General features: G+C 74.1%; 19 protein-coding genes. 6 read left to right on the top strand and 13 right to left on the bottom strand.

All coding sequences use genetic code 11. The annotated features are described in order from the left end of the window. Positions 1 to 8: 8 nt before the first annotated feature. Both GV155_RS10600 and GV155_RS10595 read right to left on the bottom strand, forming a co-directional pair. The gene (locus GV155_RS10600; RefSeq protein WP_236554253.1) at positions 9 to 824 is read right to left on the bottom strand and encodes an ABC transporter ATP-binding protein; all 816 of its coding nucleotides are present in this window, start codon (positions 822 to 824) and stop codon (positions 9 to 11) included. After that, positions 821 to 1,522, bottom strand: coding sequence for an ATP-binding cassette domain-containing protein (locus tag GV155_RS10595; protein WP_160007772.1), 702 nt, complete (start codon positions 1,520 to 1,522; stop codon positions 821 to 823). The genes GV155_RS10600 and GV155_RS10595 overlap by 4 nt, the downstream gene beginning before the upstream one ends. Positions 1,523 to 1,627: 105 nt before the next feature. On the opposite strand from GV155_RS10595, the gene GV155_RS10590 reads away from it, so the two are divergent. Continuing rightward, entirely contained in the window at positions 1,628 to 3,415 is a 1,788-nt protein-coding gene (locus tag GV155_RS10590; RefSeq protein ID WP_236554252.1) for an ABC transporter ATP-binding protein, read from the top strand. Positions 3,416 to 3,532: 117 nt separating this feature from the next. Here the strand turns inward: GV155_RS10590 and aqpZ are convergent, their stop codons facing one another. Then, entirely contained in the window at positions 3,533 to 4,297 is a 765-nt protein-coding gene (gene aqpZ, locus GV155_RS10585; protein WP_160007770.1) for an aquaporin Z, read from the bottom strand. 173 nt (positions 4,298 to 4,470) lie between these two features. Then, complete coding sequence (locus tag GV155_RS10580; RefSeq protein ID WP_160007768.1) at positions 4,471 to 5,277, bottom strand: siderophore-interacting protein; 807 nt, start codon at positions 5,275 to 5,277, stop codon at positions 4,471 to 4,473. A 102-nt stretch (positions 5,278 to 5,379) separates the two neighbouring features. On the opposite strand from GV155_RS10580, the gene GV155_RS10575 reads away from it, so the two are divergent. After that, the gene (locus GV155_RS10575) at positions 5,380 to 6,033 is read left to right on the top strand and encodes a vitamin K epoxide reductase family protein (protein ID WP_160007766.1); all 654 of its coding nucleotides are present in this window, start codon (positions 5,380 to 5,382) and stop codon (positions 6,031 to 6,033) included. A gap of 30 nt (positions 6,034 to 6,063) precedes the next feature. Here GV155_RS10575 and GV155_RS10570 read toward each other — a convergent pair whose 3' ends face one another. Both GV155_RS10570 and GV155_RS10565 read right to left on the bottom strand, forming a co-directional pair. Continuing rightward, positions 6,064 to 6,909: a CPBP family intramembrane glutamic endopeptidase gene (locus GV155_RS10570; protein ID WP_236554251.1), complete on the bottom strand. Its 846-nt coding sequence runs from the start codon at positions 6,907 to 6,909 to the stop codon at positions 6,064 to 6,066. 59 nt (positions 6,910 to 6,968) lie between these two features. Further along, entirely contained in the window at positions 6,969 to 8,585 is a 1,617-nt protein-coding gene (locus GV155_RS10565; RefSeq protein ID WP_201300138.1) for a sigma-54-dependent Fis family transcriptional regulator, read from the bottom strand. A gap of 178 nt (positions 8,586 to 8,763) precedes the next feature. Between GV155_RS10565 and GV155_RS10560 the strand changes: the two genes are divergently transcribed. The 3 genes from GV155_RS10560 (at position 8,764) to GV155_RS10550 (ending at position 11,799) form a co-directional block, all read left to right on the top strand. Beyond that, positions 8,764 to 9,876 (top strand): NDMA-dependent alcohol dehydrogenase, encoded by a 1,113-nt coding sequence (locus GV155_RS10560; RefSeq protein WP_160007764.1) that lies wholly within the window; start codon positions 8,764 to 8,766, stop codon positions 9,874 to 9,876. A 31-nt stretch (positions 9,877 to 9,907) separates the two neighbouring features. Further along, entirely contained in the window at positions 9,908 to 10,828 is a 921-nt protein-coding gene (locus GV155_RS10555) for an AAA family ATPase (protein ID WP_160007762.1), read from the top strand. A 206-nt stretch (positions 10,829 to 11,034) separates the two neighbouring features. Next, positions 11,035 to 11,799 (top strand): VWA domain-containing protein, encoded by a 765-nt coding sequence (locus GV155_RS10550; RefSeq protein ID WP_201300137.1) that lies wholly within the window; start codon positions 11,035 to 11,037, stop codon positions 11,797 to 11,799. A 111-nt stretch (positions 11,800 to 11,910) separates the two neighbouring features. Here the strand turns inward: GV155_RS10550 and GV155_RS10545 are convergent, their stop codons facing one another. From GV155_RS10545 to GV155_RS10535, 3 genes are all read right to left on the bottom strand, one after another. Beyond that, on the bottom strand, positions 11,911 to 13,437 hold the full coding sequence (locus GV155_RS10545) for a class I adenylate-forming enzyme family protein (RefSeq protein WP_160007760.1): 1,527 nt from the start codon (positions 13,435 to 13,437) through the stop codon (positions 11,911 to 11,913). A 65-nt stretch (positions 13,438 to 13,502) separates the two neighbouring features. Beyond that, positions 13,503 to 14,003: an NADAR family protein gene (locus GV155_RS10540; protein WP_268892619.1), complete on the bottom strand. Its 501-nt coding sequence runs from the start codon at positions 14,001 to 14,003 to the stop codon at positions 13,503 to 13,505. A 41-nt stretch (positions 14,004 to 14,044) separates the two neighbouring features. Further along, positions 14,045 to 17,281 (bottom strand): M14 family metallopeptidase, encoded by a 3,237-nt coding sequence (locus GV155_RS10535; protein WP_160007758.1) that lies wholly within the window; start codon positions 17,279 to 17,281, stop codon positions 14,045 to 14,047. Between the two features lie 120 nt (positions 17,282 to 17,401). Here GV155_RS10535 and GV155_RS10530 point away from each other — a divergent pair, with 120 nt between their 5' ends. Next, entirely contained in the window at positions 17,402 to 18,874 is a 1,473-nt protein-coding gene (locus GV155_RS10530; RefSeq protein ID WP_160007756.1) for a phospholipase D-like domain-containing protein, read from the top strand. Positions 18,875 to 18,900: 26 nt separating this feature from the next. Here GV155_RS10530 and GV155_RS10525 read toward each other — a convergent pair whose 3' ends face one another. The 4 genes from GV155_RS10525 to GV155_RS10510 are packed head-to-tail and all read right to left on the bottom strand — an operon-like array spanning position 18,901 to position 23,213. After that, on the bottom strand, positions 18,901 to 21,264 hold the full coding sequence (locus GV155_RS10525) for an excinuclease ABC subunit UvrA (RefSeq protein WP_160007754.1): 2,364 nt from the start codon (positions 21,262 to 21,264) through the stop codon (positions 18,901 to 18,903). Next, a complete protein-coding gene (locus GV155_RS10520; protein ID WP_160007752.1) occupies positions 21,261 to 21,809 on the bottom strand; it encodes a GNAT family N-acetyltransferase in 549 nt (182 codons plus the stop codon). The genes GV155_RS10525 and GV155_RS10520 overlap by 4 nt, the downstream gene beginning before the upstream one ends. Continuing rightward, positions 21,806 to 22,384, bottom strand: a complete 579-nt coding sequence (locus GV155_RS10515; protein WP_160007750.1) for a TetR/AcrR family transcriptional regulator — start codon at positions 22,382 to 22,384, stop codon at positions 21,806 to 21,808. The genes GV155_RS10520 and GV155_RS10515 overlap by 4 nt, the downstream gene beginning before the upstream one ends. Then, positions 22,377 to 23,213: an alpha/beta fold hydrolase gene (locus GV155_RS10510; protein ID WP_160007748.1), complete on the bottom strand. Its 837-nt coding sequence runs from the start codon at positions 23,211 to 23,213 to the stop codon at positions 22,377 to 22,379. Before GV155_RS10510 ends, GV155_RS10515 begins: the two co-directional genes overlap by 8 nt. Positions 23,214 to 23,228 lie beyond the last annotated feature (15 nt).

Here is a 23,228-nt window from a genome sequence, read left to right as displayed (position 1 = left end):
GGTCGGGGTCATCGGGAACCTTCCAGGAGGGGGTGGAGCGCGGCGACGAGCCGCCGCGTGGTGGCGTGGTCGGGGGCCGCGAGCAGGTCGGTGGTCGGTCGGTGCTCCACGACGCGACCGGTGTCGAGCACGGCGGTCGTGGGGCAGAGCCGCTCCGCCGCGCGCAGGTCGTGGGTCACCAGCAGCACCCCGACACCGTCGTCGCGGTGCAGCGCGGCGAGCAGGTCGAGGACCTGGTCGCGACGCGCGGGGTCGAGACCGCTGGTCGGTTCGTCGGCCAGCAGCAGCCGCGGTCGCGTGACGACCGCCCGGGCGAGCGCCACGCGCTGGGCCTGGCCACCGGAGAGCGTGCCGGCGCGAGCGCGCAGGACCTCGGCGCCGAGGTCGACACGCTCCAGCGCCTCACGCACCAGCCGCTCGTGGTCGCCGGGCACCCCGAGCCGCCGGAGCGGCTCGGCGACCAGCCGCCGGACCCGGTGCCGCGGATCGAGGGAGGCGGCGGGGTCCTGGGCGACGTACTGCACCGCGCGTCGGAAGGCCGTGGGACGACCGGGCGGGCCGCCGCGCCGACGGGCGGTGCGCAGCGTCGCGTCGCCCCACGTCAGCGAGCCGCCGGCCACGCCCTCGAGGCCGAGGAGCACGCGGACCAGGGTCGACTTGCCCGAGCCGGAACGGCCGACCATGGCCGTGCAGGCTCCCGCGGCGACCGTGAGCGAGCAGCCGTCGAGGGCGCGCACCGGGTCGGGCGGACGGGCGCGGCCGGCCGCCCGGTGCTCGACCACGAGGTCGCGGGCCACCAGGGTCGTCCTCGGTGCGGCCGTCACGGGACCTCCACCGCGTCCCCCCCGAGGCGACCGGCCCCGAGGACGACCGTGCGGTCGGTGCAGCGGCCGGCCAGGGCGTGGTCGTGGGTGACGAGGACCAACGCGGTCCCGCGGGCCGGGAGGTCGGCCAGCAGCGCGGCGACGTCGGCCTCGGTGACGGTGTCGAGCGCCGTCGTCGGCTCGTCCGCGACGAGCAGGTCGGCGCCGCACGCCAGCGCGAGGGCCACGCAGACCCGTTGTCGCTGTCCGCCCGAGAGCTCGACAGGCAGCCGCGGACGGACGGTCGCCGGGTCGAGGCCGACGTGCTCGAGCAGCGCGTCGACCACGGGCACCGGACGGTCCGTGGCCGCCCGTCGTCGGCCGAGGCGCGCGGCCCGGTCCAGCTGGGTGCCCACGCGGTAGAGGGGGTGCAGCGAGGTGGCGGACTCCTGGTGGACCAGCGCCACGCCGCGCGCGCGGACGTCTGCCGGGTGCCGCCAGGAGCCGCCTGTGCGGACACGCCCGGAGGCGACCAGCCCGGGCGGCAGGCCCGCGGTGAGGCAGGCGGCCAGCAGCGACTTGCCGGCGCCCGAGCGGCCGAGGACCGCCACCCGCTCCCCCGGCGTGACCGTGAGGTCCACCGGGCCGAGCAGCACCCGACCCGCCGGGTCGCGCACCACGAGGTCCTCGACCTCACCGGCCATCACGTCGGTTCCCATAGATGAGAACGATAATCATATCGATAAGCGGGTGGGCTGGTGGGTCCCGTCCTCGCACGTCACCCCGGCTCGCCCGAAGAGGTAAGGGTCACCTAACCTCTGCAGGTGACCCCCGACGAGATGCGCCGCCCGATGCGGACCCTGGGCGGTCGCTACCGCCAGCACCGCCCCCGCCTGGTGGCCGCCGTCGCCGCCTCCACGGTCAACAAGGTCGCCGACGTGGTGCCCGAGCTGCTGATCGGCGCCGCGGTCGACGTGGTGGTGCGCGGCGACGGCTCGCTGGTCGGCAGCCTGCTCGGCGTCGAGTCCCGCTACGCCCAGCTGGCCTGGCTGGCCGCCTTCAACGTCGTGGTGTGGGTGATCGAGTCGGCCAGCGAGTACGCCGCCAGCCGGCTGTGGCGCGGGTTGTCCCAGCGGGTCGAGCACCAGCTGCGGATCGAGGCGTACGACCACGTCCAGCACCTCGACGTCGGCTGGCACGAGTCACGTCCCTCGGGCGCGACCCTGGCGACGCTGAACGACGACGTGAACCGGCTCGAGGAGTTCCTGGACTTCGGGGCGCCGGCGATCCTGCAGACGGCGCTCAACATCGTCCTGGTGGGCGCGGTGTTCGCGGTGGCGTCCTGGGAGCTGCTGCTGCTGGCCTTCCTGCCGATCCCGCTGATCATCCTCGGCTCGCTGCGCTTCCAGCGGCGCCTGGCGCCGCTCTACGACCGGGTCCGCGCCAGCGTCGCCGACCTCTCCGACACCCTCACCGCCAACCTCGGCGGGATCACCACGATCAAGGCGTTCACCGCCGAGGACCGCGAGCGGGAGCGGCTCGCCGTGACCAGCGCCGAGTACCGGGACGCCAACCTGGAGGCGATCCGCTCCTCCGCCCTCTTCGTGCCGCTGGTGCGGATGGCGATCCTGGTCGGCTTCACCTGCACCCTCCTCTTCGGCGGGTGGGCCGCCCTGAACGGCACGCTGGCCGTCGGGCTCTACTCGGTCCTCGTCTTCATGACCCAGCGCCTGCTCTGGCCGCTGACCGACGTCGCCGAGGTGCTCGACCTCTACCAGAAGTCGCGCGCCTCGACCGTCCGCATCCTGCGGCTGCTCGACGAGGAGTCGACCGTGGTGCCCGGCACGACGCCGCTGGCGCAGCCGCCCTCGGGCCGGATCGAGCTCCGCGGGGTGCGCGCGGGCTACGCCGACCACCCCGACGTGCTCCACGGCCTCGACCTCGTCGTACCGGCCGGGGAGACCCACGCGGTCGTCGGCTCGACCGGCGCCGGCAAGTCCACCCTGCTGCGCCTGGTGCTGCGTTTCGAGGACCCCCGCGCGGGCCACGTCCTGCTCGACGGCGTCGATGTGCGCGAGCTCGACTGGGACTCGCTGCGCGGGGCGATCGGCTACGTCGCCCAGGACGTCTACCTCTTCGCCGGCAGCGTGGCCGACAACATCCGCTACGGCCGGCCGGACGCCACCGACGCCGAGGTCCGCGAGGCAGCGGCCGCCGCGGAGTCGACGACCTTCATCGAGGCGCTGCCGCAGGGCTGGGACACGCTGGTCGGCGAGCGGGGGGTCACGCTCTCGGGCGGTCAGCGCCAGCGGCTGGCGCTGGCCCGCGCGATCCTGCGCGACCCGGCCGTGCTGGTGCTCGACGAGGCCACCTCGGCGGTCGACAACGAGACCGAGGTCGCGATCCAGCGCTCGCTGGGGGTGGTCACCGCCCGGCGTACGGCCCTGGTGGTGGCCCACCGCCTCTCCACGGTGCGCCACGCGGACCGGATCTGGGTGCTCGACGCGGGCCTGGTGGTCGAGTCGGGCACGCACGACGACCTGGTCGCGGCCGGTGGGACGTACGCCGCGCTGTGGGGCGTGCAGACCGGCGAGGCCGCGCCGGCGCGCTGAGGCGTACGGCGGGCGCGGACGTCGCGGGACGTCATCCGTCCCGCGCCCCCGTATCCACGGATCGCATGACGTCCCGGGGCGGTGGTGGGCGCCGCGGTCCTGGTGCGCTGAGCCGGGTCAGCCGACCCGGTCGTCGCCGTCGATCTCGGTGCCGCGGCGGTCGACCCCGGTGACCAGCGCGTAGGTCGCGCCCGCCAGGGCCGCGCCCACGACCGGCGCGACCACGAACAGCCACACCTGACCGAGCGCGGCGCCGTCGAACCAGGCCACGGCCAACGAGCGCGCCGGGTTGACCGAGGTGTTCGAGACCGGGATCGAGATCAGGTGGATCAGGGTGAGCGCCAGGCCGATCGCCAGCGGGCCGAAGCCGGCCGGGGCGCGGCGGTCCGTCACGCCGAGGATGACGTAGAGGAACACGAAGGTCAGGACGGCCTCGGCCACCGCGACGGCGAGCAGGGAGTACCCGGTCGGGGACAGGTCGCCGTACCCGTTGGTGGCGAAGCCGTCGGCCAAGGAGAAGCCGCTGCGGCCCGACGCGACGACGTAGAGCACCAGCGCGCCCAGCGACCCGCCGGCGACCTGGGCGACGACGTAGCCGGGGACGTCCCTCCAGGCGAACCTGCCGGCGACGGCGAGACCGACGGAGACGGCCGGGTTGAAGTGCGCCCCGGAGACGTGGCCCACCGCGTAGGCCATGGTCAGCACGGCCAGGCCGAAGGCCAGCGCGATGCCGACGAACCCGACCTCGTCCCCGGCCAGGACGGCGGTGCCGCAGCCGGCGAGGACCAGCCAGAAGGTGCCGAGCGCCTCCACGGGCAGCCGGCGGACCAGCGACGGGGGCGTGGTCTCGGTGGGGGGTGCGGTGGGGTTCCGGGTGCTCATCGGTGCCTCCTGGGGACGCCGTCGTCCCGCTCGGGTGGGTCCGGCGCGCGGCCGGCTGACGATCAGTCGTCCCCCACCCGCCGGTGGTCACGCGCGCGGTGGCGTGAGCCCGCCCACAGGCCGCCCTCCCGGTCGTGTGCCGCCCGGTCGTGTCCCGCCCGGTCGACGACGCGTCAGGCGTCGGCCTCCATGGCCGCGACGAAGTCGCGCTTCACCGCGCGCCAGGCCTCGTCGGTCATCGTCCGCCGCCAGTACGGCGAGCAGGACATGTCGGCGCGGGCCATCCCCCGGTCGGCGAGCAGGTGGCGGCGCACCGCGCGTACCTCGTCGGCCTCGCCGTGCACGAACGCCTGCACCCGCCCGGCGGCCGCAGCGGGCAGGTCCGCGGCCCGGACCGCCCCGGCCAGGAGGTCGACGTCCCCATCGTCTCCGCGTCGGTGGAGCCACACCAGGTCCAGCGTGCCGGGCGACTCCAGCGCCACCTCGTGCGCGGGCCCGTCGCAGAGCAGGCGGACGACCGCGCGCGCCCCCGGCGGGAGGACCCGCAGCGAGGCCGCGATCGCGGGCAGGGCGGACTCGTCGCCCACCAGCAGGTGCACCTCGGCGGCCGGGTCGGGCCGGTAGCCGCCGCTCGGGCCCTCCCAGACGAGGACGTCCCCCGGACCGGCCGTCGCCGCCCACCGCCCGGCCGCACCCGTGTCGCCGTGCACCACGAAGTCGATGCTCAGCTCGTGCCGCTCGGCGTCCCAGTCGGCCACGGTGTAGCGCCGCCGCGCCGGCCACGTCTCCCGCGGGTGCTCCTCGCGCACCGCGGCAGGATCGAAGACCGCGTCGTACGGCGACCCGTCCGGCCGGAGGGCGAGGTTGACGTAGGCGTCGGTCTCCGGCCCCACCTCGAAGCCGGCGAGGTCGTCGCCACCGAGCACCACCCGGACCAGGGTCGGGGTGAGCCAGCGGGTCTCGGTGACGCGTGCGTGCAACGCAGGTTCCTCTCGTGGCGCGCCGTCGCGGTCACGCCGGCCCGGCGAGCCTAGACCCGGTTTCTGAGCCGCGGCTGTACGTCACCGCCCTACGCTGGCGCCATGAACGCGGTGGACCAGCAGCACCCCGTCGGCACCCCGGATGACGTCGACGGCCCCGAGGAGGACCTGTCCGCCTACGACATCAGCCTGCGGCCGTACGGCGTGGGCCTCGTGGTGCTCGGCGCCCTCGGGCTGCTCGCCGCCTTCACGCTGACCGTCGACAAGCTGAAGCTGCTCGCCGACCCGTCGTTCACGCCGGCCTGCGACATCAACCCGATCGTGTCCTGCGGCTCGGTGATGGCCAGCGACCAGGCCGAGGTGTTCGGGTTCCCGAACTCGTTGCTCGGGCTGATCGGCTTCGCGGCCGTGGTGACCCTCGGCCTCTCCCTCGCCCTCGGCGCCCGGCTGCCGCGCACGGTGCTCGCCGGGCTCGCCCTCGGCGGCCTGGCCGGGCTCGTGTTCGTGCACTGGCTGGCCTTCCAGACCCTCTACGAGATCAACGCGCTGTGCCCGTGGTGCCTGGTGGTGTGGGCGGTGACGATCCCGACGGCGGTGTGGTCGACGCTGGTGGCCGCCGGTGCCGGCACCTCGCGCTCGCCCCGCGTCGTGGAGAAGCTGTGGAACGTGCGGTACCTGATCGTGCTCGGGTGGTACCTCCTGCTCGCCGGCGCGATCCTCGAGCGGTTCTGGGACTTCTGGGTCACCCTGCTCTGACCCGGCCGGCGCGGGGTCGTCGGCGCGGGGTCAGAGGGTGGGCAGCCAGTCCACCTGGCCGGCCAGCACGGCGTACCCGACGAAGGCACCGATGTCGAGGAACGTGTGGGCGACCACCAGCGGGGTCACGCGCTGCCAGCGGCGGTAGAGCCAGCCGAAGAGCAGGCCCATCGCCAGGTTGCCGACGAAGCCCCCGAGGCCCTGGTAGAGGTGGTAGCTGCCACGCAGCAGCGCGGCCAGCCCGATCGCGCTCGCGTCACCGAGGCCGGCCTGGCGCAGCCGGACCTGGACGAACCCGAGCACGACGAACTCCTCCACGACGGAGTTCTGCAGCGCCGACAGGACCAGGACGGGGTAGCGCCACCACTCCTCGGGCAGGCCCTGGGCGACCACGGTGAGGTTGGTGCCGAGCGCGAACGTCGCCAGGTAGAACACGACGCCAAGCGACCCGACGCCGAGCGCGATCACGGCCCCGGAGCCGAGGTCGCGCCACCCGGCGCCGCGGAACCACACCTCGCGCACCCGGGTCCCCGAGCGCACGAGCAGGTAGGCGCACAGCAGCACCGGGATGACCGCGAACCCCATCCGCAGCAGCTGGTAGGCGAGGTCGAACCACGGCCGGTCCGGCGTGACCGAGCTGTTCAGCGTCGCGGCCTGCTCCGACAGCGCGCCCGGCGCCGTGACGGCCTCCAGCAGGTTGACCACGGAGTAGACCGCCGAGCGGCCCAGCGAGAGCAGCAGCACGAGGACGACCTCGAGGACCAGCACCGCCCGGGCCAGCTCGGGCACGCCACCGGGGACGGGGCTGTCGCGCCGCAGCGCGGCGCGGGCGCGGGCCAGACGAGGAGGCCGGGACGTCGCGGCGGCGGTGGTCACCGGACCAGGATGCCCGGGGTGGCTGAGAGCCCGGTGAGCGACCGGTCCGGGTGGGGAGGTCAGTACGCCGTGATCCGCAGCGTCCGCAGCTTGGCGTAGAGCGTCGTGCGCGAGATGCCCAGCGCCGCCGCCGCGCGGACCTTGTTGCCTCCGTGCTGGTCGAGCGCGGCGACGATCGCGTCGCGCTCGGCCCGCTCGATCGGGGCGAGGGTGCGGGCGCCGTCGCGGGAGCGGTAGGCCTCCGGCAGGTCGTCAACGGTGACCGGACCGAGCCCGCGGCCGCGCACGGCGTGCTCGAGCACGGCGCGCAGCTCGCGCAGGTTGCCGGGCCAGGGCTGCGCGCCGAGCGCGGCCAGGGCGGAGGGGGCGAGGTGGGCCGCGGCGTCGCAGCCGAGGTCGGCCAGCTGGGTCGCAACCAGGTCGGGCAGGTCGGCGGTGCGGGCGGACAGCGGGGCGAGCTCGGTGCGGTCGGTGCAGGCCGAGACCAGCGCGGCGGCCCGTCCGACCAGGTCGTCGACCGGGCCGGAGATCAGCACCACCCGGGGCGCGGCACCGGTGGCCACGTGGGAGGCGACGAGGTCGACGAGCTGCTCGGGGAGCAGGTCGATGCCGTCCACGCACACCGTGCCCTGCCCGGCGCGGACCAGGGAGACGAAGTCGTGCGACCAGGTCGCCGGTCCGTCGAGCAGGGCGCGGGCCGCGGTCAGCACGGCGACCCGGCGGTCGCCGGCGAGGCGGGCGGCGTACGTCGTGCGGCCGGTGCCCGGCGCGCCCGCGACGAGCGCGGGGCCGGTCGCGACCCGGCTCACCGGGGTGGTCCGGTTGCGGGGGCTCCGCGGGCGGGCCAACGGCTCGACGTGGACCAGGGAACCGCCGCGGGTGCGCGGCACGTGCTCCACGCGGACCCGGGCCGCCACCCCGGACTCCAGCGTGAGCTCCCGGGACAGCCCGCTGCTGCCGACGTCCTGGGCCAGCATCCGCAGCAGCGTCAGGTCGACCTGGCCCAGCAGGTCGAGCGCGGTCCGGTTCGACATGGTCAGGTCGTCCAGCATCGCCACGACGGCCCGGCGTCGCCCGGAGGCGGCCTGGAAGGCGTGCAGCAGCTCGGTCTCGCTGACCCGGCTGCTGTCGAGCAGCCGCTGCTCGATGTCGGCGACCGCCCGGGCCACCACCGGCCGCAGCAGGGGGTCGGCGGAGGTCGCGACGCAGGTGATGTCGAGGACGCCCTCGATCCGGCGGGTGACCGGGTGGAAGATCGGGTGGCCGTAGCAGCTGAAGTCGCGCAGCGGCACGGCGTAGTGCTCCGAGCCGTGCACCGCGATCCGCTCCCGGGTCTCCAGCACGGTGCCGGGGGCGTTGGTGCCGACCGCCTCCTCGAGCATGCTGACCCCGACGGCGACCCCCAGGTCGTCGAAGGCGCGCTCCAGGCCGCGGGTGCCGCACCACCGCTGGGCGACGCGGCCGTCCCGGTCGACCAGCAGGGTGCTGAAGACGGTCTCGCTGAGCTGGTCGCCGAGGTCGTCGAGCACGGGCGTGGCCGCGGCCATCAGCGGGCTCCTCAGGTCGACCTCGGCGTAGGTCAGCCTCTCGAGGGCCGAGGCCGGGTCGACGCCGGCCAGGCCGGCGCGACGCCACGAGTCGGCGATCGGTGCGCGCATCTCGTCGGTGAGGCTCACCGGCGTCCCCCTCGTGCCTGACGTCCGAGCCGTGCTGGTGTGGTCGCGGTCACAGTAGCCCGCGGTCCCGACCGCCTGTCCAGAAGCTGAACACCCACGCACCCCACGACCTGCGACGGTGACGGGAGTCACAGCGTCGCGGACCGCGGCGTACCGGTCCCCGACCAGAGGAGCACGCATGAAGACCCAGGCCGCCGTCGTCTACGAAGCAGGCAAGCGCATCGAGATCGAGGAGCTCACCCTCGACAAGCCCCAGGCGGGCGAGGTCCTCATCCGCTACACCCACGCCGGGCTCTGCCACTCCGACATCCACGTCTCCCACGGCGACCTCGAGGCCCGCCTGCCGATGGTGCTCGGTCACGAGGGTGCCGGGATCATCGAGGAGGTCGGCCCGGGCGTGACCCGCGTGAAGGTCGGCGACCACGTGGTCTGCTCCTTCATCCCCAACTGCGGGTCGTGCCGCTACTGCGCCAACGGCCAGCAGTCGATCTGCGACATGGGCGCGACGATCCTCGAGGGCTACCTGCCCGGCGGCCGGTTCCCGATCACCGGGCCGCGCGGTGACTACGGCGCGATGTGCATGCTCGGCACCTTCAGCCAGTACGGCGTGATCCACCAGAACTCCTGCGTCCCCGTCGACGACGACCTGCCGCTCGAGAAGGCGGTGCTCGTCGGCTGCGGCGTGCCCACCGGGTGGGGCGCGGCGGTCAACACCGCCGACGTCAAGGCCGGCCAGACCGTCGTGGTGATCGGCATCGGCGGCATCGGCATCAACGCGGTGCAGGGTGCGGCGCTGTCGGGTGCGAAGAACGTGATCGCGGTCGACCCGCTGGCCAACAAGCGCGAGAAGGCGATGGAGCTCGGCGCCACGCACGCCTTCGCCAGCACCGGCGAGGCGATGGAGACGCTGACCAACCTGACCCGTGGCCAGATGGCCGACTCCGCCATCCTGACCCCCGGCCTGATGACCTCCGAGATCGTCGCCGAGGGCTTCAACGCCGTCGGCAAGGGCGGGGTGGTCGTGCTCACCGGCCTGAACAAGGTCGAGGAGGTCAACGTCCAGCTCCCCGGCACCGTGATGACGCTCTACCGCAAGCAGCTCAAGGGCAGCCTGTTCGGCGACTGCAACCCGACCACCGACATCCCCCGGATCCTCGGTCTCTACCAGTCCGGCGACATCAAGCTGGACGAGATCATCACCCGTACCTACACCCTGGACCAGGTCAACGAGGGCTACGACGACCTGCTCAACGGCGAGAACGTCCGCGGCGTCGTCGTCCACAGCCACTGACGGCCCCGACAGGCCAGGAGGACCGACACCGATGACGAGACTCCCCTCCGGGGCGGCGGGCTCGACCCCCGCCCCGGAGGTGGTCGGCCGGGCGCGGGAGAGCGAGCTGCTCGAGGCCGCCCTGCGCAGCGGCGCCCACGTCGTGCTGGAGGGCCCCCCGGGCACCGGCAAGTCGACGCTGCTGCGCGAGGTCGCCCGCCGCCGTGACTCCGCCTTCGTGCTGGTCGAGGGCAACGCCGAGCTGACCCCGGCCCGCCTGGTGGGCCACTTCGACCCCGCGCTCGTGCTCGAGCGCGGCTACGCCGTCGACGTGTTCGTCGACGGTCCCCTGCTCGACGCCCTGCGCGGGGGCGGCCTGCTCTACGTCGAGGAGCTCAACCGCGTCCCCGAGGAGACCCTGAACACCCTGCTCACGGTGATGTCGGAGCGCGAGATCACCGTCCCCCGGCTCGGGGTCGTCCGCGCCGAGCCCGGCTTCGGCATGGTCGCCGCGATGAACCCGTACGACGCCGTGGGCACCGCCCGCGTCTCCAGCGCCGTGTACGACCGCACCTGCCGGATCACCATGGGCTACCAGTCCGCGGAGGCCGAGGAGCAGATCGTCGCCGGCCGCTGCGCGCTGCCCTCGCCCGGGTGGGGCGCGTCCGCGGTCGCGCTGGTGCGGGCCACCCGCGACCACCCGGAGATCCGCGTGGGGTCGTCGGTGCGGGGCGCGATCGACCTCGCCGGCATGGCCCACGAGCTGGCCCGGTCGCGCGGGGTCGAGCCCGGCGACTGGGACGCCGGCCTCGACTCCGCCCTGGTCGCGCTGAGCGGGCGGGTGCGGGTCGACGAGGCGTCGCACCGGACCCCCGAGCAGGTCATCGAGGAGCTCTACGTCGAGCACTTCGGTCCGCGCCCCGACGACGGCTCCGACGAGCGCGGGGAGGGCGAGCCGCCGGGGGAAGCCTGAGCCCGCCCCCTGCCGGGGCGGGCCCCTCCGCCGCGCCGCCGAGCCCCGCCCCGGGCGAGCCGCGCGAGTCACGCCGGGGACGCCCCGAGCGCTCCACCCCCCGGGCCGAGCTGTCCGGCCACGCCCGGTTCGCCGAGCTCTCCCCCGAGCTCGGCGAGCTCGACGTCGACGCGCTCCGTGAGGCGCTGGGCGAGGACCCCGACGAGGTGCTGCCGCTGCTCGCGGCGATGAGCCGGGCCACCGACGCTCAGCTGCGGGCGAAGGTCCAGGCGCTCGTGCCGCGCCTGGTGCTGGACCGTGCCCGGTCGGGGTCGCGGGGGCGTACGGGCTCCGGCCGGCTCCGACGGCGCCCGGCGCACCTGGGTGGCGACCTCGACGTCGACGCCTCGCTGGAGGCGATCGCGGGCGCGCGGGCGGCCGGCACCCGGCCCTCGCTGGAGGACCTCGTGGCCACGTCGTGGCAGCGGCCCGACACCGCGGTCTGCCTGCTCCTGGACCGGTCGGGCTCGATGGACGGCCCGCGCCTGGTCACCGCGGCGATGGCGGCGGCCGCGGTCGCGCTGCGCTCCTCGGGCGAGCTGGCCGTGGTCGCCTTCGACCGGCGCACCGAGGTGGTGGTCGAGCTGCTGGCGCCCGTACCCCCGCTGCAGACCGTCGAGCGGGTGCTCGGCCTGCGGGGCCACGGGATGACGTCGCTGGACGCGGCGCTGCGGGCGGCGCGCGACCAGCTGGCGCCGGCCCGGGCGGCACGGCGGGTCACGGTGCTGCTCTCGGACTGCCGCGCGACCGACGACCTCGACCCCACGGCCGCGGCCCGGGCGCTGGACGAGCTCGTGGTGCTCGCGCCGGCCGACGACGACGAGGAGGCCCGCCGCTTCGCCCGCTCGGTCGACGCCCGGGTGGCCAGCATCGAGCGCCTCGACGACCTCCCCCCGGCGCTCGACCTGCTGCTGGGGGACGGGTCGGGCTGAGTCGTCGGCTGGTCGGGCGGCGGTACTTGACGGGCAAGTTTCGAGCTTGTCGGCCTTTGCAAAGGCCGACAAGTTCAGAAGTCCCCGGCCGACCGGGGACTTCCGGCGACCTCAGCCCGCCCCGTACGCCCGCAGCCGCTTGCGGTCGAGCTTGCCCACCGACGTCAGCGGGATCTGCTCGACGACGTGGACCTCGCGGGGGTACTTGACCGCGGAGAGGTGCTCGCGGGCGTACGCGCGCACCGCGTCGGGGTCCAGCGTCGCGCCGGCGGCCGGTTGCACGTAGGCCACGACCTCCTCGCCGTGGACGTCGTCGGGGCGACCCACGACGGCGGCGTTGGCGATGTCGGGGTGGGCCATCAGGACCTCCTCGACGTCGCGGGGGTAGACGTTGAAGCCGCCGCGGATGATCAGGTCCTTGATCCGGTCGACGACGTAGAGGTAGCCGTCGGCGTCGACCCGGCCGACGTCGCCGGTGTGCAGCCACCCGTCGCGCAGCGTGCTCACGGTGGCGTCCGGGGCCCGCCAGTAGCCCTGCATCAGCGACGGGCCCTGCACGCAGATCTCCCCGTCCTCCCCGGTCGGCACCTCGCGACCGTCGGGGGCGGTGATCCTCACGGAGATGCCGTGCACCGGTCGGCCGACGCTCCCGCGCCGCACCGCCCCGAGCGGGGTGCTGGAGATCAGCGCCGCGGTCTCGGTGCACCCGTAGCCCTCGGCCACCTCCACCTGCGGCAGCCGGCGGGCCAGCTGCTCGACGACCTCCTCGGCCAGGGGGGCGCTGCCCGAGGAGAGCCGCTGAAGCGTGGACAGGTCGTGCTCCTCCAGCGGCTGGGTGAGCAGCGAGCGGAGCATCGCCGGGACGACGGGGCCGACGTGCACGCCCTCGGCGGCCACCAGGCGCAGGTAGGCGGCCGGCTCGAACCACCGCATCAGCACCGTCGTGCCGGCCTGGGTCGCGTGCAGGCCCATCGTCGAGACCATCAGCCCGAAGACGTGGGCCAGCGGCAGCGGGAGGATCGAGACGGTGTGCCGCGGGTCGGTGGAGTTCAGGGTCGAGGCCCACGCCGCCGCCGACAGCGCGTCGTGGCTGAGCATGACGCCCTTGGACCGCCCGGTGGTCCCGCCGGTGTAGAGCAGCGCCCCCAGACCCGTCGGGTCGACGTCGGCGGGCGCCGCCTCGGCCTGGCCGACCAGGTCGGCGAAGGCGACCGTCCCCTCGACGGGCTCCCCCGCGACCACGACGTGCCGGAGCGTCACGACCCCCCGGGCGGCGCCGAGCACCTTGCCGGTGAACTCCGGGGTGGTCACCACGACCACCGCCTCGCTGTCCACCAGGACGTGGCGCAGCTCGTCCTCGCTCACCAGGAACAGCACCGGCGTGGTGACCGCACCCAGCCACCAGACCGCCTGGTAGCTGACGGTGACCTCGGGGCAGTTGGCCATCAGCACCACCACCCGGTCGCCGGGCCGCACGCCCAGCCCGGCCAGCCCGCCGGCCACGGCCCGGGCCTGGCGGCCCAGCTCGGCCGAGGTCCACCGCGCGCCCTCGAAGACGGTGGTCGTGTCCTCGCCCCACCGCTCCCACGCGTCGGCGGCGAGCCGCGCCAGCGACTGCCCGGTCGGACTGGTCAGCATCTGCGACGGCTCCACGACCACGCTCCCTCTCGCCCCGGCCGACCTCGTCGTCGACCCCGGCGAACCTACCCCCGGACGGCGTCCCGCAGCCGGGAGCGCGCCTCGACCAGGGCCTGTCCCAGCAGGTTCAGGCCCGGCCAGCGCGCGGGGACGGTCGCGTCGGGGTGGGCCGCGGCCAGACCGGTGCCCCAGACCAGGTCGTCGGGCGAGGCCTCCACGAGCACCGCGTCCCCGGTCGAGAGCAGGTAGTCCCGCAGCGCCGGGTCGGACCCGAACTTGGCCACCGACCCCGCCACCACGACCTCCCAGCGGTGACGCACCCAGGTCCGGCTCTCGAAGCCGCGCACCCCGCGGCCGACCGCCTTGGCCTCCGCCGGGGAGTCCGACGCCAGCACCTGCGCAGCCGCGTCGGCGTCACCGAACAGCACCGCCTTGCGCCACATCATCCAGTGCTCCGCGGTGGCGTAACGGCGTCCGTCGACGACGAAGGGCGCGGGCCACCACTGGCTCAGGCACGACGGTCCGAGCGTCCCGTCCGGCTGCGGCCGGTGGCCCCAGAAGAGCAGGTACGCCGGCCCGTCACCCGCCGACGTCCGACCGCCGGTGCTCAGGAGCTGCCCAGCAGACCGGCCAGCGCGCGCCTCACGAGCCGCTCCCGATCCCGGTCGGAGGCCAGTTGCTCCAGCCCGAACCCGAGCAGCAGGGTGTCGTCGGTCGAGGTCGCGGCCACGCTCTCGACCAGCGGCCCCCCGATCTGCCAGTCGGTCGAGGTCGGCGGGCTGCCCGGCGGGGTGGTGCCCGGCGCCCAGAGGCTGGTGGCGCCCTCGAAGCCGTCGGCGAGGTCGGGCCGGTCGGCGTCGTCGACCTCGACCCGGGTGTCGTCGACGAAGGCGCCGATCCCCCCGCTCGAGGGGTCGGTGACGTAGCCGACCGAGACCTCCACCTCGTCACCGGCGAAGGCGGAGAGGTCGTAGGCGAGGTCCTCCCAGCCGCCCACCCCGGTCAGCGAGCTCCAGGTGCCGGTGCTGCCGGGACCGGTGCAGTCGGCGCCGCCGAGGTAGGAGCCGAGGAACGGGTGGATCTCGACGAAGAAGCCGGCCTCGCACTCGCTGGGCGGCGCGGTCGAGGTGGCCCCGCCGACCTCGGCCAGGGTGGTCCAGTCGCTGCCACCGGCCGTACGGGCCTCCACCACGAGGTGGTCGTAGCCCTCCTCGGTGTTCCACGACGTCGCCATCCGCAGCTCCGCCGACGTGGCGCCGGTGAGGTCGATGGTCCGGGTCAGCCGCGCCCAGGAGCTGTCGGCGTGGAGCACCCCGGCGTACCGCTGGCCCTCGACCGGGCTGAGCGGGTCGCCCGGCTGCACCGGGTAGGTCGCGGCGCCGCGGCTGGCGAACTGGGGGAAGTCCTCGACCGGCAGCACGTCGCTGGTGACCTGGAAGCTGCCGGCCTCGTCGAGGGGGTTGCTGCCCTCGACGACGGGACCGCCCAGCACGCCCAGGAAGCCCCCCAGCGGGCCCGGGAGACCCTCCACCGCCCCGGGGTCGGTGGTGTCGAACCGGTTGACCGCGCCCAGCCAGTACTGCCGGAAGTCGTCGGCCAGGATCAGGCAGTCCTCGAAGAACCCGGCCTGGTCGTCGACGACGCACTCCGCGGTCGGGTCGCCGTTCAGGCCGTAGTAGAGCCCGCCCACGGCGTCGCTGATCCCCGGGAGGCCCTGGTACTGCGCGGTCTCGCCGGCGTGCACGAGCTTGCCGCCCTCGTTGAGGTAGTCGCGGACCGCGATCGTCAGGTCCTGGGCACGCTCGGCCACCGACACGTCGGGGAGCGGGCCGAACGGCGTGTCGGTCTCCTCGTCCTCGGGGTCCTGGGTGAGCCGGTTGTCGCCGAGGTACCACAGCACCGCGTCGTAGTGCCCGAGCACGCCGAGGTCGTGCGGCACGCCCTGGGCGTCGACGTCCCAGACGTCGGCGGTGTAACCGGCGTCCTCGACCGCGCGCACGTGCGCCGCGGCGTACGCCGGGGCGTCGGTGCCGGCGGGGTAGGTCGGGTTGACCCCGGTGTAGTCCTCGTCGGCGACGACCAGCACGTCGGCCCCGCTGTCGGACTCGACGGTGTAGCGGAACCGCTCGCTGCGCACCGGGGTGCCCGGGTCGCGGCGGGTGGCGCCGTCCCGTCCGGTGAACCAGGCGGTCACGCGGTCGCCGACCTGCGTGCCGCGGACCGTCCCGCGGTACTCGGCGTAGTAGACGTCGTTGTCCCGGCCGTAGGTCTCCCCGCCGCGCCAGCGCGCGACCGAGGTGCGCCGGACGGGCCCGCCGTCGACACGGAAGCGGAGCTCCTTGTCACGGATCGAGCGCCGGGCGTCGACCGCGACGGTCTGCGGGTCGCCGTAGGAGACGTCGAAGGAGTCGACCTCGAAGGCCGGCGCCTCGAGGCCGAGCGAGGAGCGCGGCTCGTCGGGGTCCCCGGCGGAGCGGGCCACCGAGAGCGCGAACGGGACGTTCTTCTCGAACTCGCCCTGGACCAGCTGCTCGTCGTCGGGGAACTCGAAGCCGCTGCCGCAGTCCTCGGCGAGCCACTCGTCGTCGGGGTCGACCCCGGAGGCGGCCTCGCAGGTCGACATCTCGGGGGTGAACCCGAGCGCGCCGTACTCCTCGGTGATGCCGCTGTCGGTGTCGCCGTTGGTGGTGTAGAGCTCGGCGGACAGGTCGGGGTCGTAACCGGGGACGGCCGGCTCGGCGTCGTCACCGGCCAGGGCCTCGTAGACCAGGTCGTCCGGCGAGGGCGTGGCCACCTGCCAGCCCGTACCGTAGAGCAGCAGCTCGGCGGCCGAGTGGTAGTTGACCAGGAACTCGAAGCCGACGCGGTCGGCCAGCGCGTCCAGCGCCTGCGTCTCGGGCTCGGAGGCGGGTCCACGGCCGCGGTAGGTCTCGCTCGCCGGGTCGGGCGACGAACCCTCGTTGTCGTAGCCCCACCGGTAGGGCCAGTTCCGGTTCAGGTCGACGCCGTCACCGGGCGCCGTCGTGCCGTCCCCGTCGTTGTCGCGCAGGTTCTTGCGCCACAGCCGGTTGCCCTCGGTGAAGGTGTAGTCGTACCCGTCGGGGTTGGCCACCGGCAGGAACCACAGCTCGGTGGAGGCCAGCAGCCGGCGCGTGCCGCGGTCGCCCGCGGCGTACCGCTCGACGACCCGCGCGAGCAGCCGGGTCGTCATCTCGGGGGTGATCCACTCGCGCGCGTGCTGGGCGGAGAGGTAGAGCACCGCGGGGCGGGACCCGTCAGGCGTACGACGCGCGCGGTCGGTGACCTTGAGCGCCAGGATGTCCTGGCCCTGCACGGTCTGCCCGGCGGTGACCAGCTTGGTGATCCGCGGGTTGTCGGCCGCGACCTGCCGCAGCTCCTCGGCGATGCCACCGTCGCCGGAGTAGGTCTGCCAGACCTCGTAGCCCTCGGCGGCCCGGGCGTCGGCGCGCTCGGTGACGCTCTGCCCGTCGACCTGCTTGACCTGGAGGTCGAGACCCTGCGCGGCGAGCTGCTCTGCCTGGTCGGCGCTGAGCACGACCTCGACCTCGACCAGGCCCTTGCCACCGAGATCGTCCTGGCCACCCGCGACCGGGGCCAGCTCCAGCTCGTGGCGGTCGATCCCGAGCGCCACGAGGTCGGGCAGCTGACCGGCGCCGACCTCCCCGACGTACACCTCCAGGCCCCCGTCGTCGGGCGCCGCGGCGGACGCGACGGCGGGCGTGGCCGGGGGCGGGGCCGCGGTGGAGCCGGGGGCCCCGACCAGGGCGCCGACGACGAGCGCGCCGATCGCGGGGAGGACGACGAGACGGGACCGTGTACGCATGGTGATCTCCCTGGGCACCCCCGGGGACACCCCGGCCGGTAGCGCGAACCTGACGCGTGGCGGTCCGGGTGTCAAGGGACACGGGACCTACGCCCTGTCGCGGCTCCCTAGGCTCGTCGCATGAGCTGGACGGCGATGATCACCGCGGTGCTGCTCGCCACCGAGTACGTCCTCAAGCTCGCCGCGGTGGGCACCGTCCCCGAGGGCCGGCGCCCGGCGTCGTCGTCGGCCTGGCTGCTGCTGATCCTCTTCGTCCCGGTGGTCGGGTTCCCGCTCTACTGGTTGATCGGCAGCCCGTGGGTGCGCGGGCGGCGGATCGAGGTCCAGCGGCAGGCGACCGGCTTCATCGGCGAGCAGACCCGGATGCTGCCGACGGTGCCCTGGGGCGCCGAGCCGTCACCGGGGCTGGCCAGCATCCTGCGGATGAACCGGCACCTGACCGGCATCCCGTGCGTGACCGGGGCCGACGAAGGCCTGTTCGGCGACACCGCCGAGGCGTTCGCGGCGATGACCGACGCCGTGGCGGGCGCCCGGCACTACGTCCAGGTCGAGTTCTACATCGCCTCGTGGGACGAGGCCACCGACGCCTTCTTCACCACGCTGTGCGCGGCCGCCGGCCGGGGGGTCGAGGTGCGGATGCTGATGGACCACCTCGGCTCCCGCTCGTACCCCGGCTGGAAGGACCTGCAGCGGCGGCTGACCGCGGCCGGCGTCGCGTGGGAGCTGATGATGCCGATCCGCCCCCTGCGCCGGCAGTGGCGCCGCCCGGACCTGCGCAACCACCGCAAGCTGCTCGTCGTCGACGGCCAGACCGCCTTCGTGGGCTCGCACAACCTGATCGGCCCGGCGTACGGCAGCGCCCGCAACGCGCGCGAGGGGCGGCGGTGGAAGGACCTGACCCTGCAGGTCAGCGGTGACGTCGTGCTGTCGGTCGAGGCCGTCTTCGCGACCGACTGGTACACCGAGACCGGCCAGGTGCTCGACTTCGAGACCCACTTCGTCGACAAGCCCGACCTGCTGCCGGGCGGGCTCGACGGACGCGCGAACGCGATGCAGGTGGTGGCGTCCGGGCCGGGCTTCCCGAGCGAGCCGAACCTGCGCCTGTTCACCTCGCTGGTGCACCTGGCCACCGAGCGCGTCTCGATCACCAGCCCCTACTTCGTGCCGGACGAGGCGCTGATGTCGGCCATCACCACCGCGGCGCACCGGGGGGTGCGGGTGGAGCTGTTCGTGGGCGAGGAGGCCGACCAGTTCCTGGTCGGCCACGCCCAGCGGTCCTACTACAGCGGGCTGCTCGAGGCCGGGGTCGTCATCCACCTCTACCCGGCGCCGGCGGTGCTGCACGCGAAGTACCTCACCGTCGACGACACGGTCGGGGTGATCGGCTCCTCCAACATGGACTTCCGCTCGTTCGCGCTCACCTACGAGGTGATGCTGCTCGGCTTCGGCGGCGACCTCGTCCGCCGGTTGCAGGAGCACGACGACGAGCAGCGTGCGGCGTCCCGGGTGCTGACGGTCACCGAGTGGCAGCAGCGCCCGTGGCACCGGCGCTACGTCGACAACGTGTGCCGGCTGACGGCCGCCCTGATGTAGGCGCGCCCGCACGGGAGGACGTCCAGTCAGCTCCCGCAGTACGCCGCCAGGTGCTCGCCGGTGATCGTCGCGCGCGAGGCGATGAGCTCCGCCGGCGTGCCCTCGAAGACCACCAGCCCGCCGTCGTGCCCGGCGCCCGGACCCAGGTCGATGATCCAGTCGGCGTGCGCCATCACGGCCTGGTGGTGCTCGATCACCACGACCGTCTTCCCCGCGTCGACGAGGCGGTCGAGCAGCCCCAGGAGGTTCTCGACGTCGGCGAGGTGCAGGCCGGTCGTCGGCTCGTCGAGCACGTAGGTCACGCCCTGCTCGGCCATCCGGGTGGCCAGCTTGATGCGCTGCCGCTCCCCGCCCGAGAGCGTGGTGAGCGGCTGCCCGAGGGTCAGGTAGCCCAGGCCGACGTCGACGAGGTTGACCAGGATCTTGTGGGCGGCCGGCACCCGGGCGTCGCCGCTGCCGAAGAACTCCTCGGCGACCGCGACCGACATCGCGAGGACCTCGCTGATGTCGGCACCGCCGAAGGTGTAGTCGAGCACGGAGGAGTCGAAGCGGCGCCCCTCGCACAGCTCGCACGGCGTCGAGACGCCGCCCATGATCCCGAGGTCGGAGAAGATCACCCCGGCGCCGTTGCAGCTCGGGCAGGCGCCCTCGGAGTTGGCGCTGAACAGCGCCGGCTTCACGCCGTTGGCCTTGGCGAAGGCCTTGCGGATCGGCTCGAGCAGACCGGTGTACGTCGCGGGGTTGCTGCGCCGCGAGCCCTTGATGCCGCTCTGGTCGACCACCACGACGCCCTCGCGACCCGCCACGGAGCCCTGGATGAGCGAGCTCTTGCCGGACCCCGCGACACCGGTGACCACGGTGAGCACGCCGAGCGGCACGTCGACGTCGACGTCGCGCAGGTTGTGGGTGCTCGCGCCCCGCACCTCGAGCACCCCGGTCGGGGTCCGCAGGACCTCCTTGGGCGAGACCCGGTCGTCGAGGTGGCGACCGGTGAGGGTGTCGCTGGCCCGCAGGCCGGCGACGGTGCCCTCGAAGACGATCTCGCCGCCCGCCGTACCGGCGCGGGGACCGAGGTCGACGACGTGGTCGGCGATCGCGATCGCCTCGGGCTTGTGCTCCACGACCAGCACGGTGTTGCCCTTGTCGCGCAGCTGCAGGAGGAGCTCGTTCATCCGCTGCACGTCGTGGGGGTGCAGGCCGATGGTCGGCTCGTCGAAGACGTAGGTGACGTCGGTGAGGGAGGACCCGAGGTGGCGGATCATCTTGGTGCGCTGGGCCTCGCCGCCCGAGAGCGTGCCGGCGGGGCGGTCCAGGGAGAGGTAGCCCAGGCCGATCTCGACGAACGAGTCGAGCGTGTGTCCCAGCGTCGTGAGCAGCGGCGCCACCGACGGCTCGTCGAGGCCGCGCACCCAGGTGGCGAGGTCGCTGATCTGCATCGCGCAGGCGTCGGCGATGCTCACCCCGCCGATCGTCGAGGAGCGGGCGGCCTCGGTGAGGCGGGTGCCGCCGCAGTCGGGGCAGGTCGTGAAGGTGACGGCACGCTCGACGAACGCCCGGACGTGCGGCTGCATCGCCTCGACGTCCTTGGCCAGGAACGACTTCTTGATCTGCGGGATCAGCCCGAGGTAGGTCAGGTTGATGCCGTCGATCTTGAGCTTGGTCGGCTCCTTGTGCAGCAGGTCGTCGAGCTCGCGTGCGGAGTAGTCCCTGATCGGCTTGTCCGCGTCGAGGAAGCCGCAGCCGCGGAAGATCCGGCCGTACCAGCCCTCCATGCTGTAGCCCGGGATCCGGAGCGCGCCGTCGTTGAGGGACAGGCTGTCGTCGTAGAGGGCGCTCAGGTCGATGTCGTTGACCGCGCCGCGGCCCTCGCAGCGCGGGCACATGCCGCCGGTGATCGTGAACGAGCGCCGCTCCTTGGTCTCCCGCCCGGCCTTGGTCGTCGTCACCGCGCCGGCGCCCGAGATCGAGGCGACGTTGAAGGAGTACGCCTGCGGCCCCCCGATGCTCGGCTCGCCCAGCCGGCTGAAGAGCCTCCGCAGCATCGCGTTGGCGTCCGTGGCGGTGCCGACCGTGGAGCGCGGCGAGGCGCCCATCCGCTCCTGGTCGACGATGATCGCGGTGGTCAGCCCCTCCAGCACGTCGACGTCGGGGCGGGCCTGGCTGGGCATGAAGCCCTGGACGAACGCGCTGTAGGTCTCGTTGATCATCCGCTGCGACTCCGCGGCGATCGTGGCGAAGACCAACGAGCTCTTGCCCGACCCGGAGACCCCGGTGAAGACGGTCAGCCGCCGCTTGGGCAGCTCCACGCTGACGTCCTTGAGGTTGTTCTCGCGGGCGCCGTGGACGCGGATGAGGTCGTGGGTGTCGGCGGGGTGCGGCGTCGTCGTCATGGCGCTCGTGAGTCTCGTCCGCCGCGGGGGTCCGTGTCGAGGGTCGCGAAGAGCAGGCTGTCCCGCCACGCGCCGCGAGCCAGGAGGTGGCTGCGCATGCGCCCCTCGAGGAGCAGGCCCGCCTTCTCCAGCACCCGGGCCGACGCGGTGTTGTCGGGGTGGCAGGTGGCCTCGACGCGGCGGATCCCGTGGTGGTCGAACGCGCGCGAGACCAGCCCGGTCGCGATCTCGGTGCCGTAGCCGGCGCCCTGGTGCGCCGGTCCGACCAGGTAGCCGATCCGCGCCCGGCGGTGGGGGGCGCTGACGACGTCGAGGCTCGCCGAGCCGATGCCCGTGCCGTCGGCCTGGGTCACCGCCCAGGTCCAGGGCGACGGCCCGGCCCCCTCCGTGGCGGCGTCGGCCAGGAAGTCGGTGGTGTCGTCGACGGTGTTCGGGCCCCAGTCGGTGTAGCGGGTGACGACCGGGTCGGAGGCGATCGGGTGCAGCCAGGTGTGGTCGGCGCTCACGAACGGTCGGAACCGCAGCCGGGCGGTCGTGATGCTCATGGCAGCTCCGCGACGAGCGCCCGCAGCCCGCGGTCGACGAAGTCGAGGAGCCAGGTGAAGCTCTCGTCCACGTCGGTGTCGAGCTGGAAGCCGCGGGCCAGCTCGAGGTCGGCGAACCCGTGGAGCATGCTGCGCAGCATCCTCATCGCGTGCACCTCCTGGGCCGGGTCCACCCGGTAGCCGTGCAGCACGGCGGAGAGCGAGGCTAGGAACCGTGCGGTGGGGACCTCCAGCGGGTCGTCGGCGCCGGTACGGCGGGCGGCGTTGATCGCGGCGTACCGACCGGGGTGCTCGTTCACGAAGGCGCGCATCGCGCGGGCGGCGGCGGCGAGCGCCTCGCGGGCCGAGCGGCCCTGGGTGGCGTCGCGGATGGCGTCGCTGAGCTCGTGGGCGGCCAGGACCGCGATCCGGTGGGCGAGGTCGTCGAGTCCCTCGACGTGCTTGTAGAGGGAGGGGGCCCGGACGCCGAGCCGTTCGGCCACCTTCCCCATGCTGAGGTGGTCGAACCCGGTCTCGTCGGCCAGGTCGGCGGCCGCCTCGACGACCGTGGCCGGTGCCAGGCCGGCCCTAGGCACGCGGGAGCGTCCGGGCCAGGAAGGGCAGCGCCAGCGCGACGACCTCGTCGGGGGTCTGCGTGTGCGGGTAGTGCCCGGCGCCCTCGATGACGGCGACCTCGCCCACGCCGTCGGGGAGGTCGGCCAGGATCAGCTCCGCCTCGGCCACCGGGTCCGCCCAGTCGGGGTCCAGGCTGCCCTCCACCACCAGCACGGGGCAGGAGACGTCCGGCAGGCGCGCGCCGGCGTCCGCCGGGCTCGAACCGCCCATGGCCCTGAGGACCTTCATCCGCCCGTCCTCGTCGAGCTTCGCCACGATCCGTCCCAGCTCTGCGTCCCAGTCGGCCGGCTTCTCGGGCACGGCCAGGTCGAGGTACCTCCCCCACCCGCGCGAGCTCCCCGTGGTGACGGCCCACACCAGCCGGAGCGTCCCGGTGCGGTAGCGCCGGTTCCGCAGCAGGCCGCCGAGGCTGACGGACTGCGTACGGGTGAAGGGCGCCAGCTCGATGACGCCGACGACCACGTCGGGCGCGGTGGCGGCCGCGATCGACGTCGCACCGCCGCTGATGGACTGGCCCACGATGACGGCCGGGCCGCCGAGGTGGCGGATGAGGGCGACGAGGTCGCCGGCGATGTCGGTGCGGCTGTAGCCGTCCCAGCCCAGGCTGGAGTCGCCGCAGCCGCGCAGGTCGACGTTGGCGACCCGGTAGCCGGCCGCCACCAGGGCGGGGACCACGAAGCGGTACGAGTGCCGGGTGTCCCCCATGCCGTGCGCGAGGACGACCAGGGGTCCCTCCCCCTCCAGGTCGTAGGCGAGGTGGTTCCCGTCGAGAGGCAGGTGGTGGGTCATGGCGTCTCCTGGTGG

Origin of the sequence: Nocardioides sp. AX2bis, from assembly GCF_902506435.1 — a bacterium.
Taxonomy (GTDB): Bacteria; Actinomycetota; Actinomycetes; order Propionibacteriales; family Nocardioidaceae; genus Nocardioides.
This window is presented reverse-complemented; position numbering and strand designations above follow the sequence as displayed.